The organism is Sphingomonas abietis, assembly GCF_027625475.1.
Lineage (GTDB): Bacteria > Pseudomonadota > Alphaproteobacteria > Sphingomonadales > Sphingomonadaceae > Solisphingomonas > Solisphingomonas abietis.
This window is the reverse complement of sequence record NZ_CP115174.1, coordinates 2,904,899-2,924,346: the sequence shown is the minus strand read 5'-3', so window position 1 is coordinate 2,924,346 and position 19,448 is coordinate 2,904,899. Positions and strand designations below refer to the sequence as shown.

Below are 19,448 nucleotides of genomic sequence, written 5' to 3'. Positions count from 1 at the left end.
GCTGGCAGCGAGAAGGGGATAGCATGATCAAGAGCACAGTTTCTGCGCGCTTTGCACTTCTGGCGGCCGTATCCGCCGCCAGTCTGGCGAGCGCCGCCGCCGCACAGACCGCCATGCCGGCTGCCGCCGGCCCGGTCACGGCCGATCCGGCCGCCGCCAACGCGACCACGCCCGATCCGACGGCGACCACCACGCCCGCGACCGGCGCGACGCCGGACCCCACCGCCACCCCGACGGTCGCCGAACCGGGATCGGGCGCCACCGCCACGAGCGAGATCATCGTCACCGGCATCCGCGCCTCGCAGCAGCGCGCCGTGATGCTGAAGCGCGATGCGACCTCGGTGACCGACTCGATCTCGGCGGAGGACATCGGCAAGCTGCCCGACGTCACCATCTCGGACTCGCTCCAGCGCATCCCGGGCGTCGAGATCCGGCGCGATGCGGGCGAGGGCTCGTCGATCAACATCCGCGGCCTGCCGGAAGTGACGACGCTGCTGAACGGCGAGCAATATCTCGGCGCCAATTCGATCAACAGCGTCCAGCCCAACTTCAACGACGTGCCCTCGCAGCTCTTCTCGGGCGCGGACGTCATCAAGTCCTCGACCGCCGATCTGCTCGATGCCGGCATCACCGGTACGGTCAATCTGCGCACCCGCCGGCCGTTCGATCTCAAGCGCGGGATCACCGCCGCGATCGACGCCGAGGGCCTCTATGGCGACAAGACCAAGAAGAAGGATCCGAGCGTCAACGGCCTGATCGCCTGGCATGGCGAGTCGGTCGGCTTCCTGCTGTCGGCGGCCTATACCGACGAGCATCTGTCCAACTCGCAGAACGGCATCCTCAGCAATTACGGCGCGACCTATCATGACGAGGGCGCCGACGCGACGACGACCGGCGGTTTCTCGCCGTCGAACCGGCCGCACGGCACGCCGGTCGCCGGTGGCATCGACATCAACGGCGATGGCGATGCCAATGACGCCTTCATCGTGCCGCAGGGCTTCGAGGCGTTCAATACCGTCACCGAGCGGCAGCGCCTCGGCATCAATGGTTCGGCGCAATGGCGGATCAGCGATTCCCTGGAATTGACCGCCGACGGCTTCTTCACGCGGCAGGATCAGCATGATCATATCGCCGGCGTCCAGCAGCAGGACATCAACTGGCAGGCGGCCGAGTTCGTGCCGGGGGCCTCGCGCGATACCGGCGCGATCGTCACCGGCCCCGATGGCGGCAGCTATCATCTCAACACGGTCCAGGTCTATAATTACGATCTGGGCGATTTCTCGTCTTATTCGCAGAACAACCGCTATCTGTCGCAGTCGCAGGATTATAATATCCAGCTGAAATATGACAATGGCGGCCGCTTCAAGGCATCGTTGCGCGGCATCTACGGCAAGGCCTTCCAGAATTACGATCAGAGCTATGTCCAGTTCAGCCCGTCCAACGGCCTCCAGTGGGAAGCCGGCGGTATTGGCCGCTATCCGGCTTCGCTCGGCGGCAACCGGCCGTTCAATCCGGGTGGCTACACCGTCGACACGCTCGCTGGTGCCAACTCGCTCCACTCGACCGTCGATTTCTCGGGCAGCCAGCCAGTCTTCACCCTGCCGACCCAGCTGACCACGCTGCTCGGCGATCCGAGCAACTATGCGCTCAAGACGATGTCGTCCGAAGGCAATTATCGCGAGAAGGGTGATCTCAAGGTCATCCGCGCCGATGCCTCCTACGAAGCGAACGAGAATCTGAAGTTCGAGTTCGGCGGTCGCTACAGCGAGCGTTCCAACAGCGATTTCGCCTTCGATCGCGCCGCGCCGCTCTATGCGGGCGATGCCAGCCAGCCGGGCGGCTGCCTGGTCAAGTGGAAGGGCTTCGACGTTCCGATCAACGCCGACAGCTGCAATGCCGGCGCCGCCGATGGCTATTACACCGCAGGGCTGACCCGCCCGGCGACCGATCCGTCCTTCGGCAACACCATCATCCAGGTGAAGCCGCCGGCCAACGGCCTGCCCGGCGTCTATGTCCTGAACCCGGCCGCGCAGGACAATGCGGAGAAGTTCCAGAACCAATATTATCCGGGCAATGTCGAGGTGATGAACCCCGGCGCCTCCTATCGCGTCGGCGTCAAGCAGATCACCGGCTATACGCAGATGGACTTCAAGGGCGATCTGTTCGGCATTCCGTTCGCCGGCAATGCCGGCATCAAGATCATCAACACCCGGCTGGATATCCTCCAGTACATCACCGGCAATCCGCAGCCTTATGGTGTCGCCGGCGAAGTCGCGGGGACGACCCAGACCAAGCGCAGCTTCACCGACTATCTGCCGTCGTTCAACGCCGCCTTCGACCTGACCGAGAAGCTGAAGCTGCGCCTGGCCTTCACCCGGACGATGACGCTGCTCAACCTCGATCAGTGGGGCGGTGGCCTGACGCCGAACTATGCGATCGACACCAGCGGCGCGACGCCGGTGTTCCGGGTGACCGGCGGCAATTCGACGGGCAATCCCAATCTCGATCCGTGGCGCGCGGACAATTTCGATGCGTCGCTCGAATGGTATGTCGGCCGCTCCAGCCTGCTGAGCGTCGCCGCCTTCTACATCAAGGTCGACAGCTTCATCCAGCAGGGCTCGGTGATCCGCACCGATCTGCCGGACAATGACGGCGTGGTGCGCGGCCGCTCGGTGTCGATCAGCACCCCGATCCAGGGTGACGGCGGCACGCTGAAGGGGCTGGAAGGCCAGTGGAAGCAGTCGTTCGGCGATCTGTCCTTCATGCCGCATTTCCTGCGCAATTTCGGCATCGACACCAACATCACCTTCTCGCCGTCCAATTCGGGACAGAAGGATTTGGCCGGCAAGAGCATCCCGTTCCAGGATAACTCCAAGCTCCAGACCAACCTGGTCGGCTATTATCAGGACAATCATTTCCAGGCCCGCCTCGCCTGGAACTTCCGCTCCAAGCGCGCCGTCTCGCAGGACTTCGGCGGTCTCGTCGGGCTGGAGCTGTACCAGAAGCCGACCAATTATCTCGATGCGTCGATCAGCTACGATCTGAATTCGCACTTCACGGTCTACGCCCAGGGCTCGAACCTGACGGGGGAATATGAGAAATATTACCTCACCTGGACGGACGAGCATGCCTACAACAACATCTATGAGCGCCGCTACACGCTCGGCGCGCGGATGAAGTTCTAAGGCGCAATCTTCCCCTGCCTGGCCCGCCCCGATCCGCTTCGCCGCGGAGACGGGCGGGCTTTCTGTCGGTGGTGCCGGGCGACGATGCGGCGTGCGGGAGACGATGATGGTGCAAGTAAGCGCAGAGACGGGTGCGGGCCGATCGGGCGATCCGATCCGCTCGGTGGTGATCGTCGGCGGCGGCACGGCGGGCTGGATGACGGCGGCGCTGATGGCCAAGCGGCTGGAGGGGCTGGGCGTGGCGATCACGCTGGTCGAATCCTCCAGCATCGGCACGATCGGCGTCGGCGAGGCGACGACGCCGGCGATCCGCGATTATTTCCGCGAGGCCGGGCTGGACGAGGCCGCGGTGATGCGGGCGAGCCACGCCACCATCAAGCTCGGCATCGCCTTCGATGGCTGGGCGGGGGAGGGCAGCCGCTTCTTCCACCCCTTCGGTCTCTACGGCACCCCGTCCAACGGCGTCGCCTTCCACCAATATTGGCTCAAGCTGCGGGCCGGCGGCGATCTGCGGCCGATCGACGATTATTGCCTCGCCACCCAGCTCGCTTATGCCGATCGTTTCCTGCCGCCGCCCCGCCCGGCGCCGGATTATGCCTTCTTCGATTGGGCGGTGCATTTCGATGCCGGGCTTTACGCCCGCTATCTCGCAGAGGTGGCGATGGCGCGCGGCGTCCGCCATGTCGATGCCCGCGTCCGCGCCGTCACCCGCGATCCCCAGAGCGGGCACATCGCCGCGATCGATACCGAGGAGGCCGGCGCGATCCGCGGCGATCTGTTCGTCGATTGCAGCGGATTCCGCTCGCTGCTGCTCGGCCAGGCGCTGGGTGAGCCCTTCATCGACTGGACTGACCTGCTGCCCTGCGACCGGGCGGCGGCGATCCCCTGCGCCCATGCCCCGGGCGGCGGGTTCGAGCCTTACACCCGTTCGACTGCGCTGGCGGCCGGCTGGCAATGGCGCATCCCGCTCCAGCATCGCGTCGGCAATGGCTATGTCTATGCGAGCCGGCATATCTCCGACGACGAGGCGGTGGCGACGCTGATCGGGCGGCTGGAGGGCGAGGCGCTGGCCGAACCGAACCTCATCCGCTTCACCGCCGGCCATCGCCGCCAGTTCTGGAGCGGCAATTGCGTGGCGATCGGGCTGTCCGCCGGGTTCCTCGAGCCGCTGGAATCGACCAGCATCACGCTGATCCATTCGGGCATCGAAAGGCTGCTCCAGCTCTTCCCCGATCGCCATTTCGATCCCGCGCTGGCGGCGGACTACAACCGCATCAGCACGCTGGAATATGAGCGGGTGCGCGATTTCCTGCTGCTGCATTATTGGGGCAATAAGCGGGCGAACGAGCCCTTGTGGCAGGGCTGTCGCGATACACCGCTGCCCGACAAGCTCGCCCACAAGATCCGGATGTTCACCAGCCGTGGCCGGATGGTGCGGTATGAATGGGATTCGTTTCAGGATCCGAGCTGGCTGTCGCTGTTCGCCGGGCTGGGGCTGCTGCCGGAGCGCTGGGATCCACTCGCCGATTTCTTCACGCCCGATCAGATATCCGGCGCCTTCGACCGCATCCGCGAGAAGATCGCCGAAGGGGTCGCGAGCGCGTCCACCCACCGCGATTATGCGGCCGCCCATTTCGCCGCCGCGTCGCAGGGGAATAGCCGGGCCTAGGATGCGTGGACGAATGAGCGGCCATTGTGAAATGGCCGGGAGTGGTGGGAAGCGATTGATCTCGGTCGCGTCACCCCGGGCTTGACCCGGGGTCCAGCTTGTCTTCGCTTTCCATGCGAAGGATGGGAACGGATCTGATGACCGGCGGCTGGATCTACATGATGGCAGGTCGTTATCGTGGCACGATCACTGGAAGGTTGCATTGATCGAAAGCGGGAATCCAGACTGGCAAGATCTGTTCGCCACGCTCGCCTGAAAGCAGCTGGACCCCGGCTCAGGGCCGGGGTGACGATATAATCAAATGTCCGCATCTGGTGAGGACGCAGTCATTCCATTCTCCGTCATCCCGGACTTGATCCGGGATCCAGCTTCTTCCGTGTCCACCCGAAATCCAAGGAACTGGACCCCGGATCAAGTCCGGGGTGACGAGCTATGGCGAAGGGGCGCCTCTTGGGGCGATAGGCGACCGTCCGCAATGACCTGCACGGCCTAGCGCGGCGTCAGCACCAATGCTGCGCCGCCGCCCGACGCCAGATCGAGCGTCAGCGTGCCCTTGCTATCGACATTCGCCTGATCGGTGACGATCTGGGCCGGCGTCTCGCCGTCCGTCCAACGCTGGAGCGACCAGGTGCCGGTGCCGAGGAAGCCGAGCGGCAGCGTGATGCTGCGCGCGGTCTCGTCGTTGATCGCGCCGACATACCATTGCCGCCCCTTGCGCCGCGCGACCGCGACATAATGGCCGAAATCGCCGGCCAGCGCGCGCGTCTCGTCCCATGATGTCGGCACCGCCTTGAGGAAATCGGCCCCCGGAACGGGCTGGAGGTCGGCCGTCTCATAGGCGCTCGGCGCGTCGGCGAGGCTGGCGAACGGGCTGGTGTAGACCACGTAGAGCGCCAGCTGCTGCGCCCGCGTCGTCATCACCTCGGGGCCGACATCGCGCGGCTCGAACTGCGCGGGCGTGACGTTACGGAAGCCGCCCGGCGTATAATCCATCGGCCCGAGCAGGCCGCGCGTGTAGGCGAGGCTGACATTGTGGGTGGCGGTGACGCGCCGGCTCCATTTGTTATATTCGGCGCCCATCACGCCCTCCTGGGTCATCAGGTTCGGATAGCTGCGCTCCAGCCCGCGCGGCACATAGGCGCCGTGGAGATCGACCATCAGATGATGCGCGGCGGCGGCGGCGAGCAGGCGGGGGGTGAAGGCCACCATGTCCTGATCCTCGCGGTCCATGAAATCGATCTTGATGCCCTTGATGCCGAGCGCTTCGTAGAGCGGAAGCGCCTGATCCATCTGCCGGTCGAGCGCCTGCCAATTGGCCCACAGCCACAGGCCGACGCCGCGCGCCTTCGCATAGCCGACCAGCGCCGGCAGGTTCACGCCCGGTGCCGTCCGCGTGATGTCCGAATCCGGCCGGACCACGCCGGCACCACCGGCCCCCTTTGCCCAGCCTTCGTCGATCAGCATGTAGGGCAGATGGAAGCGGCCGGCGAAATCGATGAAGCGCCGGTAGGTCGCGTCGTCATGCGGCGGGTGGGCGGTGTCGGGGAGCGATAGGCCGGGGATCAGCGGCCCGGACCACCAGTCCCACGCCGCCTTGCCGGGCACGATCCAATCCGTGTCGGCGATGCGCGACGGCGCCGCGAGATCGTCCACCAGATTGGATTCGATCAGCGTTTCCGGGCGTTCGGCCAGCATCACCACGCGCCACGGCGTCGCGACGCCGGCCGCTGTCATTGGGGTGCTCACCGCCACGGCGGGATCGTCGACACGCGGCGTCAGGTTGATCGCCACGCCCAGTCCCCCATCGCCGCGACCGGAAAGATAGGCGCCGGCATAGTCGGCGAGATCGCTTTCGGTCAGCGCCAAGCTCGCGCCCTCGGCGCGACACACCAGCGGCAGATCGTAGAGCGCGTGGGGCCGGATATGCCGGGCATCGATCGGATCGAACTCGCCCTCATGGCTATTATGATAGCGGCCGAGATTGAGGCCGAGGCACGGATAGTCGGCCGGGAAATTGAACTGCGTCTCCTCGGAGGCGATGCGGACGTCGGCGAGTCCGGGCTGCGCGGGCAGCACCAGCCGGAAGGCGGCCCCGGTGTCATAAGCGCGGACGACGAGATCGAGCTTGCGGTGGCCGCCGCCCTGCTGCTCGGCATGGACGATGATCTGGGCATAGCCGTCATCGACATGGCTGGTCTTGCCGGTGACGGGCGCATAGCTGTCGCGGCCCCGGCCCTGTTCGACGGAGAGGATGTGCATCCCGTTCAGGATACGGCCCGCTTCGGGGGTGGCGGGATCGCCCGCGAGCGTGAGGCCGACGGGCGAGGGGGCGATCACGGTCTTGCCGTCGAAGGCGATGCGATAGGTCAAAGCTGCCTGGTCGCCGAGGCCGACCGAGACCGAGACGCGGCCATCCGGCGAGCTGATCATCCTGTCCGCCGCATGGGCGGTGGCTGGCGCTGTCATCAACAGCAACCAGATGGCCTTGCGGCCGGGACGAAATGCTGCTCGCCTCATTCCTGTCATCCTCCCATGCCGGCAGGATGACGCCGCTTTCATCGGGCTGGTTCCCGCAAAGGCGATCGATCAGGGCCGACGAAGGCCGATCATATGCCGCATGATGCGTGCTCGGCGAGGATTAAATCTCTTCATTTGCAATTTTCGGTTCGGGCGCATGTGCGGCGCTTTCGGTGTCGGATGGCGATGGCTGTTTCGGCCCGGATCGCGGGCGCAGCATGTCCAGCGCATCGGGATTTCGCCTCGCCCAGTCGTACAGCAATTCGATCGGCTCCACGAAACGCAGGCCGAGCGGCGTGATGCTGTAATCGACTGCCGGGGGCACCGTGCCGTGGACCCGGCGGGAGACGAGGCCGGATGCTTCCATCTCGCGCAACGTCTGGGTCAGCATCTTCTTGGAGATGCCGGGCAGGCTGCGATGCAGCACGCCGGTACGCGCACACCCGCCCAGCCGGGCGTCGAGCGCGTGCAGGACCATGCTCGTCCATTTGGTCGAGAAAATCTCCAGCACGCGGCGCGGCGCGCAATCCTCGCGCCATTCATGATCCGGGGAGCCGGGTTGCATCGTGGATACCTCGTGGTGCCTATGTCCCCAAAGGGTGCCTTCTAGAAGCGATCGGGGCGGGCGCCTAGATGGGCCGGACAGATGAGCCGGACGAACGGAGATATCGAGATATGACGAATAGCGCCTTGATCGTGGGGGCCAGCGGCATCGTCGGCAGCGCGACTGCCGCGTTGCTGGTCGAGCAGGGCTGGCCGGTGGCCGGGCTGGCGCGGACGCCGGCCGATCAGCCGGGCGTCACGCCGATCGCCGCCGACCTCCAGGATCCGGCGACGCTCGCCACGGCGCTTGCGGACGTCCGCCCGAGCCACCTGTTCATCACCACCTGGTCGCGGCAGGCCAGCGAGGCCGAGAATATCCGGGTCAACGCCGCGATGGTGCGCAACCTGCTCGACGCGCTGCGGCCGGCCGGCACGCTGCGCCATGTCGCGCTCGTCACCGGGCTGAAGCATTATCTCGGGCCGTTCGAGGCTTATGGCCAGGGCGTGCTGCCGCAGACCCCGTTCCGCGAGGAGCAGGGCCGGCTCGACGTCGAGAATTTCTATTATGCGCAGGAGGACGAGGTATTCGCGGCGGCCGCCAGCGACGGCTTCGCGTGGAGCGTCCATCGGCCGCATACCATCATCGGCCAGGCGGTCGGCAACGCCATGAACATGGGCACCACGCTCGCCGTCTATGCGACGATCTGCCGCGAGACCGGCCGGCCATTCCGCTTCCCGGGCAGCGCGATGCAGTGGAACGCCCTGACCGACATGACCGACGCGCGGCTGCTCGCCCGGCATATGCTGTGGGCGACGCAGACGCCGGCAGCGGCGAACGAGGCGTTCAACGTCGTCAACGGCGATGTCTTCCGGTGGAGCTGGATGTGGTCGCGGATCGCCGACTGGTTCGGGATCGAGGCGGCGCCGTTCGACGGCGTGGTCCGTCCGCTCGAAGCGCAGATGGCGGACGATGCGGCGCTGTGGGCGGATATCGCCGCGCGGCATGGCCTGGCGGAGCCGGCGCTCCAGCGCCTGGCGTCGCCCTGGCACAGCGATGCCGATCTCGGGCGGCCGATCGAGGTCGTCACCGATATGTCGAAGAGCCGGCGGCTGGGTTTCACCACCTATCAGGCGACGGACGAGGCGTTCTTTGCGCTGTTCGAGCAGCTGCGCGCCAACCGGCTGATCCCCTGAAACTGCCCGTCGGCCGCATCGGGCGGGATCGCCCGGTGCGGCCGGCGGCGCAGGACGATCAGAATTCGTTCCAGGCCGGCTTGTCGGTGGGGGCGGCCTTGAGCATCCGCGCGTAGAGATCGGCGGGGATGAAATCGACGAATTCGCCGCCGACCCGGCCGCCCAGCGACCAGACGATCTTGGCCGCGCGATAGCCGATCATCGGCAGCTTCACCGAGACGAGCTCGCCCGGCGACAGCGGCGCTGCGCTGCGCGACATGAAGCCGAAGGGGGAAATATCCACCATCAGGGCGGAGGTGCGGACGGTTGCCGGCCCATCGATGGTGGTGCGGAACGACACGATATCGCGCGGGGCGCGGCGGCTCTCGATACTGGATACTGCGGTGGCCATGGCGTTCTTAATCCCCCAGATATGAAGAGGATAGTGCGATTTCGGCATGAAGTTAGTGTCAACCGTCAGGCTTAATACGCTTTAACCGACAATCGTCTAACATATTCCCGCAGCGCCGGGGAGGCCGGCGATGGCCCGTCCGGCGGTGCCCGTTCGCACCGCCGGACGGGCCCCGCATCACCGCGTCAGAATGCCGTGCCGCTTCTTGCCGAGGCTGATCTTCACCGGCACATCCTCCAGCACGATCTCGAACGCCGGATCGGATATGGCGAGATCGTTGAGGCGGACGGCGCCTTCGCCGATCTTGCGTCGCGCCTCGCCGTTCGAGGCGGCGAAGCCGAGCACGGTCAGCGCCTGGATGATCGGGATCGATCCGCCGTCGACCCGCAGCGTCGGCAGGTCGCCGCCGGCCGCCCCCTCCTCGAAGGTGCGTCGTGCGGTTTCGGCGGCGTCGCGCGCGGCCTCCTCGCCATGCGCCAGCGCGGTCGCGGCATTGGCGAGCGCGATCTTGGCGGCGTTGATCTCGGCGCCTTCCAGCGCCTCGAGCCGGGCGATCTCGTCGAGCGGCACGTCGGTGAACAGCTTGAGGAAGCGGCCGACATCGGCGTCCTGCGTGTTCCGCCAGAACTGCCAATAATCATAGGCCGGCAGCAGGTCGGCATTGAGCCAGACCGCGCCCTTGGCGGTCTTGCCCATCTTGCCGCCGTCGGCGGTGGTGATCAGCGGCGTGGTCAGGCCGAACACCTGCTCGCCGGCGACGCGGCGGGTCAGCTCGATGCCGTTGACGATGTTGCCCCACTGGTCCGAGCCGCCCATCTGGAGACGGCAATCGACGCGGCGGGCGAGCTCCAGGAAATCATAGCCCTGGAGGATCATGTAGTTGAATTCGAGGAAGCTCAGCGACTGCTCGCGATCGAGGCGCAGCTTCACCGAATCGAAACTGAGCATCCGGTTGATCGAGAAATGCTGGCCGATCTCGCGCAGGAAGGGGATATATTCGAGCGTGTCGAGCCATTCGGCATTGTCGACCATGATCGCGTCGGTCGGCCCGTCTCCGAAGGTCAGGAACCGCTCGAACACGCGCTTGATCGAGGCGATGTTGCCGGCGATCACCTCGTCGGTCATCAGCTTGCGGGCTTCGTCCTTGAAGCTCGGATCGCCGATCTTGCCGGTGCCGCCGCCCATCACCACGATCGGCTTGTGGCCGGCCTGCTGGAGCCGGCGCAGCATCATGATCTGGACGAGGCTGCCGACATGCAGCGACGGCGCGGTCGGATCGAAGCCGATATAGCCGGGCACGATCTGGCGCACGGCCAGCGCGTCCAGCCCTTCCGCGTCGGTCAGCTGGTGGATATAGCCGCGCTCTTCCAGTAGGCGCAGCAGGGCGGATTTATGGCTCGTCGTCATGGCGGCGGCTGACTAGCACAAGGGATATGGGCGTGGGTAGCGATACGATGCTGGCGATCGGCCTGATGTCCGGCACCTCGCTCGATGGAATCGACGCGGCGCTGATCGAAACCGATGGCGAGGGCCTCGTCCGCCCGATCGCCTTCCGGTCGGAGCCCTATTCGGATAGCGGCCGCCAGCAGCTGCGCGACGTCACCGCGCTGGCGCTGACCTACGACAAGCCACGCCTCAGCCCGGAGATCGCGGCGGCGACCGAGATGCTGACCCGCCGTCACCTGATCCTCGTCCACCAGCTGATGGCGACGGCCGGGCGCGACGTGAAGGAGGTCGATGTCGTCGGCTTCCACGGCCAGACGGTCGCACACCGCCCCGATCGCGGCTGGACCTGGCAGATCGGCGACGGCGCGATGATGGCGTCGGCGCTCGGCGTGCCGGTGGTCCATGACCTGCGCAGCGCCGACGTCGCGGCCGGCGGGCAGGGGGCGCCGCTGCTGCCGGTCTATCATCGGGCCTTGCTGGCCGGCGCGACGCTGCCGATGGCGGTGCTCAACCTCGGCGGGGTCGGCAACATCACCTTCATCGGGCGTGATGGCGCGCTGGTGGCGTTCGACACCGGGCCGGCCAACGGCCTCGTCGACGACTGGATGACGGCGGAGGCCGGCAAGCCCTATGACGCCGGCGGCGCCTTCGCCGCGACCGGGACGATCGACCGCGCCGTGCTGGCCGCGATGCTGGACAATCCGTGGTTCGCGGTGTCGCCGCCCAAATCGCTCGACCGGGCGGATTTCACCATCGCGCCGGTGCGGGGCCTGGCGCCGGCGGACGGTGCCGCGACGCTGACCGCCTTCACCGCCGCGACCGTCGGGCTGGCGATCGCGCATCTGCCCGAACGGCCGACCCGACTGATCGTCGCGGGCGGTGGCCGGCATAATGCGACGATGATGGCGATGCTCGCCGATGCCTGCGAAATGCCTGTAGAACCGATCGAATCTCTCGGGCAGAATGGCGATGCCACGGAGGCGGAAGGCTTCGCCTACATGGCGGTGCGCTCGCTCAAGGGGCTGCCGATCAGCTTCACGGGCACCACCGGGGTGCCCGCGCCGCTGACCGGGGGGCGGCTGAGCCGCCCGTAAGGGGGGCTTGCCATGCGTCTGATGGGATTACCGTTGCTGGCGCTGATCGCGGCCGCCAGCCCGAATGCGGACAGCACGCCGCGCGATGCCTGCATCAAGGCGAGCGGCATGGACGATGCGGCGACATCGGCGCCGGTGCATTTCAGCGATCGCAGCGCGCTGGACGTGCTGATGGTGACGGGTCGCTACCCGCCGCGCGTCAACAAGGGCCGGGCGGGCACGATGCTGTGCCTCTATGATCGGCGGACGAAGATGGCGCAGACCCGAGATGCCGGCGCGTGGAGTCGCACGCCGCAGCCCTGACGCGACCGGTGGGATCAGGCCTGGCGCCGGGCGCTTTCGCGGCTTTCGAGCAGATCCCACAGCCCGCGATGCTGGACCAGCAATTGCTGCGCACCGAACGCCATCGCGCGCTCTATCCCCGGCGTCTCGGCCGCGCTGACCGCCATCGCCAGCGTCTCGGTGAGGCCCGGCAGGTCAAGCGGCGGCGGCTGGAGGCCGAAGCGCTGGGCGGCGGCGTCCAGCACCCGGCGGATCGGCCGCCAATCGAGCACCAGCGCGATCGCGGCGCCGATCGCGGTGCCGTTGCGCTCGGATTGGGCGAGGGTGGCGAGAGCGTGGGTCTGGTTGGTCACTGCCGCCTCGCTCTGCGCCTGGCCGAGCGTCGAGGGCAGCGGGCCGGCGGCGACGACGAGCCGGGTCAGATAGGCGCGTTCGGCGCCGAAGCCGGGGGCCGCGCGCGCGATAAAGCTCCGGGCGGCCGGATGGACGACGCGCTGCGCGGCATGATCGATCACGCCCGGATAGCGGCCATGCAGCATGCAGATGAAATGGGCGATATCCGCGAGATTGCGCACGGCATGGTCGCCGATCAGCGCCGGGGATTCGAGATAGGGATGTTTCGCGCTGCCATTGGCGGCGACGAGCGCGGCAAGCACCTCGCCGACACCGTTCGGCTGTCTGTCGATCGCCTGCGATGCCATCCGGTGCCCTTTGCCCACGTTTCACCGCGCGGCCCAGAAACCGCGCTGTCAGACGGGATTAGCCGAAAGGCGTAAAGACCGGGTTTACGACGAAGCAGGCGATCAGAAACTCATGCTCTTCCTCACCCAAAAGCGAGGAAGAGCAATCGGATAGGCTTATTGATCGAGGAAGCTGCGCATCTTGCGGCTGCGCGACGGGTGCTTGAGCTTGCGCAGCGCCTTGGCCTCGATCTGGCGGATGCGCTCGCGGGTCACGCTGAACTGCTGGCCGACTTCCTCGAGCGTGTGATCGGTGTTCATGCCGATGCCGAAGCGCATCCGCAGCACGCGCTCCTCGCGGGGCGTGAGGCTGGCGAGCACCCGCGTGACGGTCTCCTTGAGGTTCTGCTGGATCGCGGCATCGACCGGGATGATCGCATTCTTGTCCTCGATGAAGTCGCCGAGATGCGAATCCTCCTCGTCGCCGATCGGCGTTTCGAGCGAGATCGGCTCCTTGGCGATCTTCATCACCTTGCGGACCTTCTCGAGCGGCATCGAGAGGCGCTCGGCCAGTTCTTCCGGGGTCGGCTCGCGGCCGGTCTCGTGGAGGAACTGGCGGCTGGTGCGGACCAGCTTGTTGATCGTCTCGATCATGTGGACCGGGATGCGGATCGTCCGCGCCTGATCCGCGATCGAGCGGGTGATCGCCTGGCGGATCCACCAGGTCGCGTAGGTCGAGAATTTGTAGCCGCGGCGATATTCGAACTTATCGACCGCCTTCATCAGGCCGATATTGCCCTCCTGGATCAGATCCAGGAATTGCAGGCCGCGGTTGGTGTATTTCTTGGCGATCGAGATCACGAGGCGGAGATTGGCCTCGACCATCTCCTTCTTGGCGATCCGCGCCTCGCGCTCGCCCTTCTGCACCATGTTCACGATGCGGCGGAACTCGGGCAGCGCCATGCCGGTCGCCTGCACGATCTCGCTGATCTCGGTGCGGATGCGCTCGACGGCATCGCCCTCGGCCGCCGCGAAGGCGGCGAACTTCTTGTCGATGCCCTTGACCCGATCGAGCCAATTCTCCTCGATCTCATGATCGATATAGGCATCGAGGAAGGCCTTGCGCGGCACCTTGTGGCGCTCGGCCAGGCGCAGCATCTGGCCGCCGAGCGCGGTCAGGCGGCGGTTGAAGGCATAGAGCTGATCGACCAGATGCTCGATCTTGGCGCCGTGGAACTGGACGCTCTCGACCTCGGCGGTCAGCTGCTCGCGCAGTTCCTGATACTTGGCCTCCTCGCGCTCCGGGAAGCCGCCCGAGTTCATCGCATCGACGCGCTTCAGCTGGATCTTGGAGAATTGCAGATAGAGGCTGGTGATGGTGGCGAACCGCTCCAGCGCGATCGGCTTGAGCTGCTCCTCCATCTGGGCAAGGCTGAGGGTGTTGTCCTCTTCCTCTTCCTCCACCGGGCGCGGGGTGCGGCGCTCGCCGCCCTCCTCGTCTTCCTCGTCGGCGGGAGCCTCCTCGGGCTCCTCCTCTTCCTTGAAGGACTTGCCGGCGGTCTTCTCGCTGATCTCGCCGTTATCGTCCTCTTCGCCATCCTCGGCCATCGCCTCGGGGGCGGGATCCTTGTTCAGCATGGCGTCGAGATCGAGGATCTCGCGCAGCTGCATCGTGCCCTCGTTGAGCGCGGTGGACCAGTCGATGATGGCGTTGAAGGTGATCGGGCTTTCGCACAGGCCGAGGATCATCGTGTCGCGACCGGCCTCGATGCGCTTGGCGATGGCGATCTCGCCCTCGCGGCTGAGCAGCTCGACGGCGCCCATCTCGCGCAGATACATGCGGACGGGATCGTCGGTGCGATCGACCGTCTCCTTCTTGGCCTGGACCTGGAAGACCTCGCCGGCGCCATCTTCGGGCGCGGCCTCTTCGTCGTCGGGCTCTTCCTCGCGCTTGTCGTCGTCCGAGGCTTCCTCGTTCTCGACGATGTTGATGCCCATCTCGGACAGCGCGGAGGTGATGTCCTCGATCTGATCCGACGACATCTCGCCCTGCGGCAGCGCGTCGTTCAGCTCGTCATAGGTGAGGTAGCCGCGCTTCTTGGCGCGGGCGATCAGCTTCTTGAGCGAAGCGTCGTTGAGGTCGATGAGCGGCGCATCGCCGTCACCACCACCGGCACCATTCGCAGAAGCTTCCGCCACGTTCGTCTTCGCCATGCTTACCCTCAGAGTTCGGCCTGCTCCCTCAACTCGGAGAGCCGCCGTTCCGTTTCCAATCTTTCGCGCTGGAGATGCTGCTGCTCCTCCATCGCTTCTTCCCATCCGTGACCGTCGCTTCCATTGCGGAAGCTGGCATTGACCGCAGCGATCTGAGCATCGAGCTCGGATCGCTTCAGCATCACGTCTATCACTTCCCCCAGATCGCGACGCGCGCGCTCAGGGTCCGCATCGCCGCGCTGAAAGGAAAAGGCAAGCCCGTTCGCACGGCCAGCCTTCTGTAATAGGTCAATTGCACCGACTCGCAGCAATATGGTGCTGATCCCGTCGCCTTCAAGCGCTTCCCCGCGCCATGCCGCCTCGACCAGCGCGGAGCGGACGCGATCCATCGCAGGATCGGCGAAATGGAGGTGGGAGAGGGGCTCGGCATGGGCGCCGATGCTGTCTGGCAGGCGGACCAGCCCGGCGAGGATCGCCCGTGCCTCGATCGGGCCGACGCCGCTGCGGTTGACCGCGTGGGTGCCCGGCAGCGGCGGCGCGGGGGCGGCGACCCAATTGCCGCGTTTGTCCTGCACCTTGCGGGGCCGGAAGCCGCCGCCGTTGCCGCCGGCGCCCCCGGCACCACCGCGCGGCGGCCATTCACGCCGCTGCGGCGCGAACTTCTCGTCGACGCGCTGGCGGAACTCCTGGAAATATTGATGCGACACGTCCTTGTCGGCGATCGCGCGGCTATGCTCGGCGAGCCGCTGCTTGAGGCCTGCGCGCGCCTCGGGCGTGTCGAGCGGGAGGGCGGCCTCTTCGTGGCGCCACAGCCGATCGACCAGCGGCTCGGGGGTTTCGAGCAGCGCTTCCATGGCGGCGCGTCCGCCGGTGCGGATCAGGTCGTCCGGATCCTGGCCCTGCGGCAGGGTGAGAAAGCGCAGGGTCCGCCCCGGCTCGAGAAAGGGCAAAGCGCGGCCGATCGCCCGCACGGAGGCCTTCTGCCCGGCGCCGTCGCCGTCGAAGCACAGGATCGGCCGCGGATCGAGCCGCCACAGCCGTTCGAGCTGCCCTTCGGTGAGCGCGGTGCCGAGCGGGGCGACGGCCTCGTCGATGCCGGCGCCTGCGAGCGCGATGACGTCCATATAGCCTTCGACCACGATCACCCGATCGGCCTTGCGGCTGGCGGCGGCGGCGCGATCGAGGTTGAACAGGGTGCGGCCCTTGTCGAACAGCACGGTCTCGGGCGAGTTCAGATATTTGGGCTCGCCCTCGCCGAGGATGCGGCCGCCGAACGCGATCGTCCGCCCCCGCGCGTCGCGTATGGGGATCATCAGTCGGCCGCGGAAGCGATCATAGGGATCGCGTTTGCCTTCTTCCGGCTGGATCAGCAGGCCGCATTCGACCATCTTCTCGTCGCCGATCTCCTTGAGCGCCGATCGCAGCCCGGTGCGGCTGTCGGGCGCGAAGCCGATGCGGAAGGTGCGGGCCAGCGCCTCCGATATGCCGCGCTTTTGGAGATAGGCGCGGGCATGGGCGCCCTCGGCGCGGCCGAGCTGCTCGACATACCACGCCTCGGCCTGCGCCATCACGTCATGCAGGGTGGAGGCGCGTTCGGCCTTTTCGCGGGCACGGGGATCCTGTTGGGGCACGTCCAGCCCGGCGGCCTGCGCCAGCTCCTTGACCGCATCGATGAAGGGCAGGCCGCGCTGGTCGGTCATCCAGCGGATCGCATCGCCATGCGCGCCGCAGCCGAAGCAATGGTAGAAGCCCTTGTCGTCGTTGACCGTGAAGCTCGGTGATTTCTCGTTGTGGAACGGGCAGCACGCCTTCCACTCGCGCCCGGCGCGCTGGAGCTTCACAGACTTGCCGATCAGCCCGGACAACAAGGTGCGCGCGCGCAGCTCGTCCAGCCAGGCGGGGGAGAGGCTCATGGGGTCGCGTCGCGGAGAATGGGCGAGAACCCCTCTCCGTTCGTCCCGAGCGAAGTCGAGGGACGTTCGGCAGGAGGCTTGGCGAAATGAGAGAGGCGCGCAAAATCGCCCGCGATCCAGGCTTCCTTCTTGGCGCGCGACCAGGGTTTCAGTCGTCGCTCCATTTCCAGCGCTTCCTCGCGCGTCGCGGAATCGCCGCACCACATCAGAGTGACAGGACGTCTCGCCGAGGTAAATGCCCCCCCTTCGCCGCGCTCATGCTGAGCGAGGCGCCGTTCGAGATCGTCCGTGTGGCCGGTATAATATCGGCCGTCAGAGCATCTCAGGATATACACCCAGAATGCCATCGTCGCTCCCGGTGTCGGTCCCTCGACTTCGCTCGGGACGAACGGGGTAGGGTATGTCTCGCGTCGCTATCACGCCGTTAGCGGGGCCACCCCAACCCCTCCCTCGAGCGGGAGGGGCTTTTATCCATTCACCCCGCCAACCGCGCCTTCACCAGGCCGCTGGCCTTGCTCATGTCGAGGCTGGTCGCGTGGCGGGCCTTCAGCTCGGCCATCACCTTGCCCATGTCCTTGGGGCCGGTGGCGCCGAGCTCGGCCTTGATCGCGTCGATCGCGGCGACGGTCTCGTCCTCGGTCATTCGCTGCGGCAGGAAGCCCTCGATCACTGCCAGCTCGGCCGTCTCGGCGGCGGCCAGCTCGGGGCGGTTGCCCTTTTCGTACATTTCGATCGATTCGCGGCGCTGCTTGGCCATCTTGTTGAGCACTTCGACCACCAGCGCATCGTCGTCGTCCGGCGCCTTGCCGGTGCGTGCCTCGATGTCGCGATTCTTGATCGCGCTCTGGATCAGCCGGATCGCGGCCGTTTTCTCGCTCTCGCGCGCCTTCATGGCCACGACGAGGGCCGTCTTGATGTCATCTCGAATCATGGGAGCCCGCAGGTTGCCGGAAAGGAGCAGACGTAGCGGCCCTGCACCGATTTTACTAGATTGACCGGTTGGCCGCACGCTCCTACCAACCCGGCCGTTTACCCGCCTGTCCATTCAAGAGGAGAGCCAGCCGATGGCCGATACAAACGCGCGCGTCCCTGAGGGAGCGACCGGCGTTCTGGTTCTGGCATCGGGCGAAGTGCTGTTCGGCCGTGGCTTTGGTGCCGTGGGCAGCGCCGTCGGCGAAGTCTGCTTCCACACCGCCATGACCGGTTATCAGGAGGCGATGACCGATCCCTCCTTCGAAAAGCAGATCATCACCTTCACCTTCCCGCACATCGGCAATGTCGGTGCCAATGCCGAGGATCTCGAGGCGACCAACGCCCATGCGCTCGGCTGCATCGTCCGCGAGGACGTCACCGCGCCGTCGAGCTTCCGCTCCGCCCAGCGGTTCGATGAGTGGCTGAAGCAGAATGGCCGCATCGGCCTCTCCGGCATCGACACGCGCGCGCTGACCCGCATGATCCGCGTGCAGGGCGCGCCCAACGGCGTCATCGCGCATGATCCCGAGGGCAAGTTCGACATCCCTGCGCTGATCGAGCAGGCCAGGGCCTGGCCCGGCCTGGAAGGCATGGACCTCGCCAAGGACGTCTCCGCGCTCCAGAGCTACCAGTGGGGCGACGGCCTGTGGACGCTGGGCGAAGGCTATGCGGTCGACGCCGCCGCGCCGGACGCGCCCCATGTCGTCGCGATCGACTATGGCCTCAAGCGCAACATCCTGCGCAATCTGGTCGCCGCCGGTGCGCGCGTGACGGTGGTGCCGGCGACCGCCACCTTCGAGGACGTGATGCGGCACGCGCCGGACGGCGTGTTCCTCTCCAACGGCCCCGGCGATCCGGCGGCGACCGGCGCCTATGCGGTGCCGGTGATCCGGCAGTTGCTGGAGGTCGGCAAGCCGATCTTCGGCATCTGCCTCGGCCACCAGATGCTCGGCCTCGCAGTGGGCGCCAAGACCTACAAGATGCACCAGGGCCATCGCGGCGCCAACCATCCGGTCAAGCGCGTCGGCAGCGTCGAGGGCGCCGGCCGCGTCGAGATCACCTCGATGAACCACGGCTTCGCGGTGGACGCGGACTCGCTGCCGGCCAATGCCGAGGCGACCCATGTCTCGCTGTTCGATGGCTCGCTGGCCGGCCTGCGGCTGACCGACAAGCCGGCCTTCTCGGTGCAATACCACCCCGAAGCCAGCCCCGGCCCGCAGGATAGCCACTACTTATTCGAACAGTTCGTGGGCGCGTTGAAGGACGTAGGGATGAACATTATCGAACTCCGCCAACTGATAAGCCAGCTTCCGGCACAAATTGCCGAATCTCCAGAGTTTTTTGATGG

General features: G+C 66.4%; 14 protein-coding genes and 1 pseudogene. 6 read left to right on the top strand and 9 right to left on the bottom strand.

The window, feature by feature from the left end; all coding sequences use genetic code 11:
• The first annotated feature begins 23 nt into the window (after positions 1-23).
• On the top strand, positions 24-3,185 hold the full coding sequence (locus PBT88_RS13900) for a TonB-dependent receptor (protein ID WP_270075927.1): 3,162 nt from the start codon (positions 24-26) through the stop codon (positions 3,183-3,185).
• Positions 3,186-3,291: 106 nt separating this feature from the next.
• Positions 3,292-4,854, top strand: a complete 1,563-nt coding sequence (locus PBT88_RS13895) for a tryptophan halogenase family protein (protein WP_270075926.1) — start codon at positions 3,292-3,294, stop codon at positions 4,852-4,854.
• A gap of 489 nt (positions 4,855-5,343) precedes the next feature.
• On the opposite strand, the gene PBT88_RS13890 is transcribed toward PBT88_RS13895, so the two are convergent.
• Positions 5,344-7,320: a glycoside hydrolase family 97 protein gene (locus PBT88_RS13890; protein ID WP_270075925.1), complete on the bottom strand. Its 1,977-nt coding sequence runs from the start codon at positions 7,318-7,320 to the stop codon at positions 5,344-5,346.
• Positions 7,321-7,492: 172 nt separating this feature from the next.
• Positions 7,493-7,936 carry a winged helix-turn-helix transcriptional regulator gene (locus PBT88_RS13885; protein ID WP_270075924.1) on the bottom strand — a complete coding sequence of 148 codons (444 nt, stop codon included), beginning with the start codon at positions 7,934-7,936 and terminating at the stop codon, positions 7,493-7,495.
• 110 nt (positions 7,937-8,046) lie between these two features.
• Between PBT88_RS13885 and PBT88_RS13880 the strand changes: the two genes are divergently transcribed.
• Positions 8,047-9,108 (top strand): SDR family oxidoreductase, encoded by a 1,062-nt coding sequence (locus PBT88_RS13880; RefSeq protein ID WP_270075923.1) that lies wholly within the window; start codon positions 8,047-8,049, stop codon positions 9,106-9,108.
• 58 nt (positions 9,109-9,166) lie between these two features.
• Here PBT88_RS13880 and PBT88_RS13875 read toward each other — a convergent pair whose 3' ends face one another.
• Together PBT88_RS13875 and tyrS are read right to left on the bottom strand one after the other, a co-directional pair.
• The gene (locus PBT88_RS13875) at positions 9,167-9,499 is read right to left on the bottom strand and encodes a PilZ domain-containing protein (protein ID WP_270075922.1); all 333 of its coding nucleotides are present in this window, start codon (positions 9,497-9,499) and stop codon (positions 9,167-9,169) included.
• 177 nt (positions 9,500-9,676) lie between these two features.
• A complete protein-coding gene (tyrS, locus tag PBT88_RS13870) occupies positions 9,677-10,906 on the bottom strand; it encodes a tyrosine--tRNA ligase (RefSeq protein WP_270075921.1) in 1,230 nt (409 codons plus the stop codon).
• Between the two features lie 47 nt (positions 10,907-10,953).
• Here tyrS and PBT88_RS13865 point away from each other — a divergent pair, with 47 nt between their 5' ends.
• Entirely contained in the window at positions 10,954-12,039 is a 1,086-nt protein-coding gene (locus PBT88_RS13865) for an anhydro-N-acetylmuramic acid kinase (protein ID WP_270079268.1), read from the top strand.
• Between the two features lie 12 nt (positions 12,040-12,051).
• The gene (locus PBT88_RS13860; protein ID WP_270075920.1) at positions 12,052-12,342 is read left to right on the top strand and encodes a hypothetical protein; all 291 of its coding nucleotides are present in this window, start codon (positions 12,052-12,054) and stop codon (positions 12,340-12,342) included.
• A gap of 14 nt (positions 12,343-12,356) precedes the next feature.
• Here PBT88_RS13860 and PBT88_RS13855 read toward each other — a convergent pair whose 3' ends face one another.
• The 5 genes from PBT88_RS13855 to PBT88_RS13835 form a co-directional block, all read right to left on the bottom strand.
• Positions 12,357-13,022, bottom strand: coding sequence for a DUF6975 family protein (locus tag PBT88_RS13855; protein ID WP_270075919.1), 666 nt, complete (start codon positions 13,020-13,022; stop codon positions 12,357-12,359).
• A gap of 156 nt (positions 13,023-13,178) precedes the next feature.
• On the bottom strand, positions 13,179-15,215 hold the full coding sequence (gene rpoD, locus PBT88_RS13850) for an RNA polymerase sigma factor RpoD (RefSeq protein WP_270075918.1): 2,037 nt from the start codon (positions 15,213-15,215) through the stop codon (positions 13,179-13,181).
• Positions 15,216-15,223: 8 nt separating this feature from the next.
• Positions 15,224-17,128 carry a DNA primase gene (gene dnaG, locus PBT88_RS13845; RefSeq protein ID WP_270075917.1) on the bottom strand — a complete coding sequence of 635 codons (1,905 nt, stop codon included), beginning with the start codon at positions 17,126-17,128 and terminating at the stop codon, positions 15,224-15,226.
• The gene (locus PBT88_RS13840; RefSeq protein WP_270075916.1) at positions 17,125-17,475 is read right to left on the bottom strand and encodes a GIY-YIG nuclease family protein; all 351 of its coding nucleotides are present in this window, start codon (positions 17,473-17,475) and stop codon (positions 17,125-17,127) included. Before PBT88_RS13840 ends, dnaG begins: the two co-directional genes overlap by 4 nt.
• 128 nt (positions 17,476-17,603) lie before the next feature.
• The gene (locus PBT88_RS13835) at positions 17,604-18,059 is read right to left on the bottom strand and encodes a GatB/YqeY domain-containing protein (protein ID WP_270079267.1); all 456 of its coding nucleotides are present in this window, start codon (positions 18,057-18,059) and stop codon (positions 17,604-17,606) included.
• Between the two features lie 133 nt (positions 18,060-18,192).
• Here PBT88_RS13835 and carA point away from each other — a divergent pair.
• Positions 18,193-19,362 (top strand): annotated as a pseudogene (carA, locus tag PBT88_RS13830) (glutamine-hydrolyzing carbamoyl-phosphate synthase small subunit); the annotation flags it as partial.
• Positions 19,363-19,448: the final 86 nt, after the last annotated feature.

Bases quoted from the DNA above. Each gene is read 5' to 3' on its own strand.
- PBT88_RS13900 (WP_270075927.1), top strand. From the start codon at position 24: ATGATCAAGAGCACAGTTTCTGCGCGCTTTGCACTTCTGGCGGCCGTA.
- PBT88_RS13895 (WP_270075926.1), top strand. From the start codon at position 3,292: ATGGTGCAAGTAAGCGCAGAGACGGGTGCGGGCCGATCGGGCGATCCG.
- PBT88_RS13890 (WP_270075925.1), bottom strand. From the start codon at position 7,320: ATGACAGCGCCAGCCACCGCCCATGCGGCGGACAGGATGATCAGCTCG.
- PBT88_RS13885 (WP_270075924.1), bottom strand. From the start codon at position 7,936: ATGCAACCCGGCTCCCCGGATCATGAATGGCGCGAGGATTGCGCGCCG.
- PBT88_RS13880 (WP_270075923.1), top strand. From the start codon at position 8,047: ATGACGAATAGCGCCTTGATCGTGGGGGCCAGCGGCATCGTCGGCAGC.
- PBT88_RS13875 (WP_270075922.1), bottom strand. From the start codon at position 9,499: ATGGCCACCGCAGTATCCAGTATCGAGAGCCGCCGCGCCCCGCGCGAT.
- tyrS (WP_270075921.1), bottom strand. From the start codon at position 10,906: ATGACGACGAGCCATAAATCCGCCCTGCTGCGCCTACTGGAAGAGCGC.
- PBT88_RS13865 (WP_270079268.1), top strand. From the start codon at position 10,954: ATGCTGGCGATCGGCCTGATGTCCGGCACCTCGCTCGATGGAATCGAC.
- PBT88_RS13860 (WP_270075920.1), top strand. From the start codon at position 12,052: ATGCGTCTGATGGGATTACCGTTGCTGGCGCTGATCGCGGCCGCCAGC.
- PBT88_RS13855 (WP_270075919.1), bottom strand. From the start codon at position 13,022: ATGGCATCGCAGGCGATCGACAGACAGCCGAACGGTGTCGGCGAGGTG.
- rpoD (WP_270075918.1), bottom strand. From the start codon at position 15,215: ATGGCGAAGACGAACGTGGCGGAAGCTTCTGCGAATGGTGCCGGTGGT.
- dnaG (WP_270075917.1), bottom strand. From the start codon at position 17,128: ATGAGCCTCTCCCCCGCCTGGCTGGACGAGCTGCGCGCGCGCACCTTG.
- PBT88_RS13840 (WP_270075916.1), bottom strand. From the start codon at position 17,475: ATGGCATTCTGGGTGTATATCCTGAGATGCTCTGACGGCCGATATTAT.
- PBT88_RS13835 (WP_270079267.1), bottom strand. From the start codon at position 18,059: ATGATTCGAGATGACATCAAGACGGCCCTCGTCGTGGCCATGAAGGCG.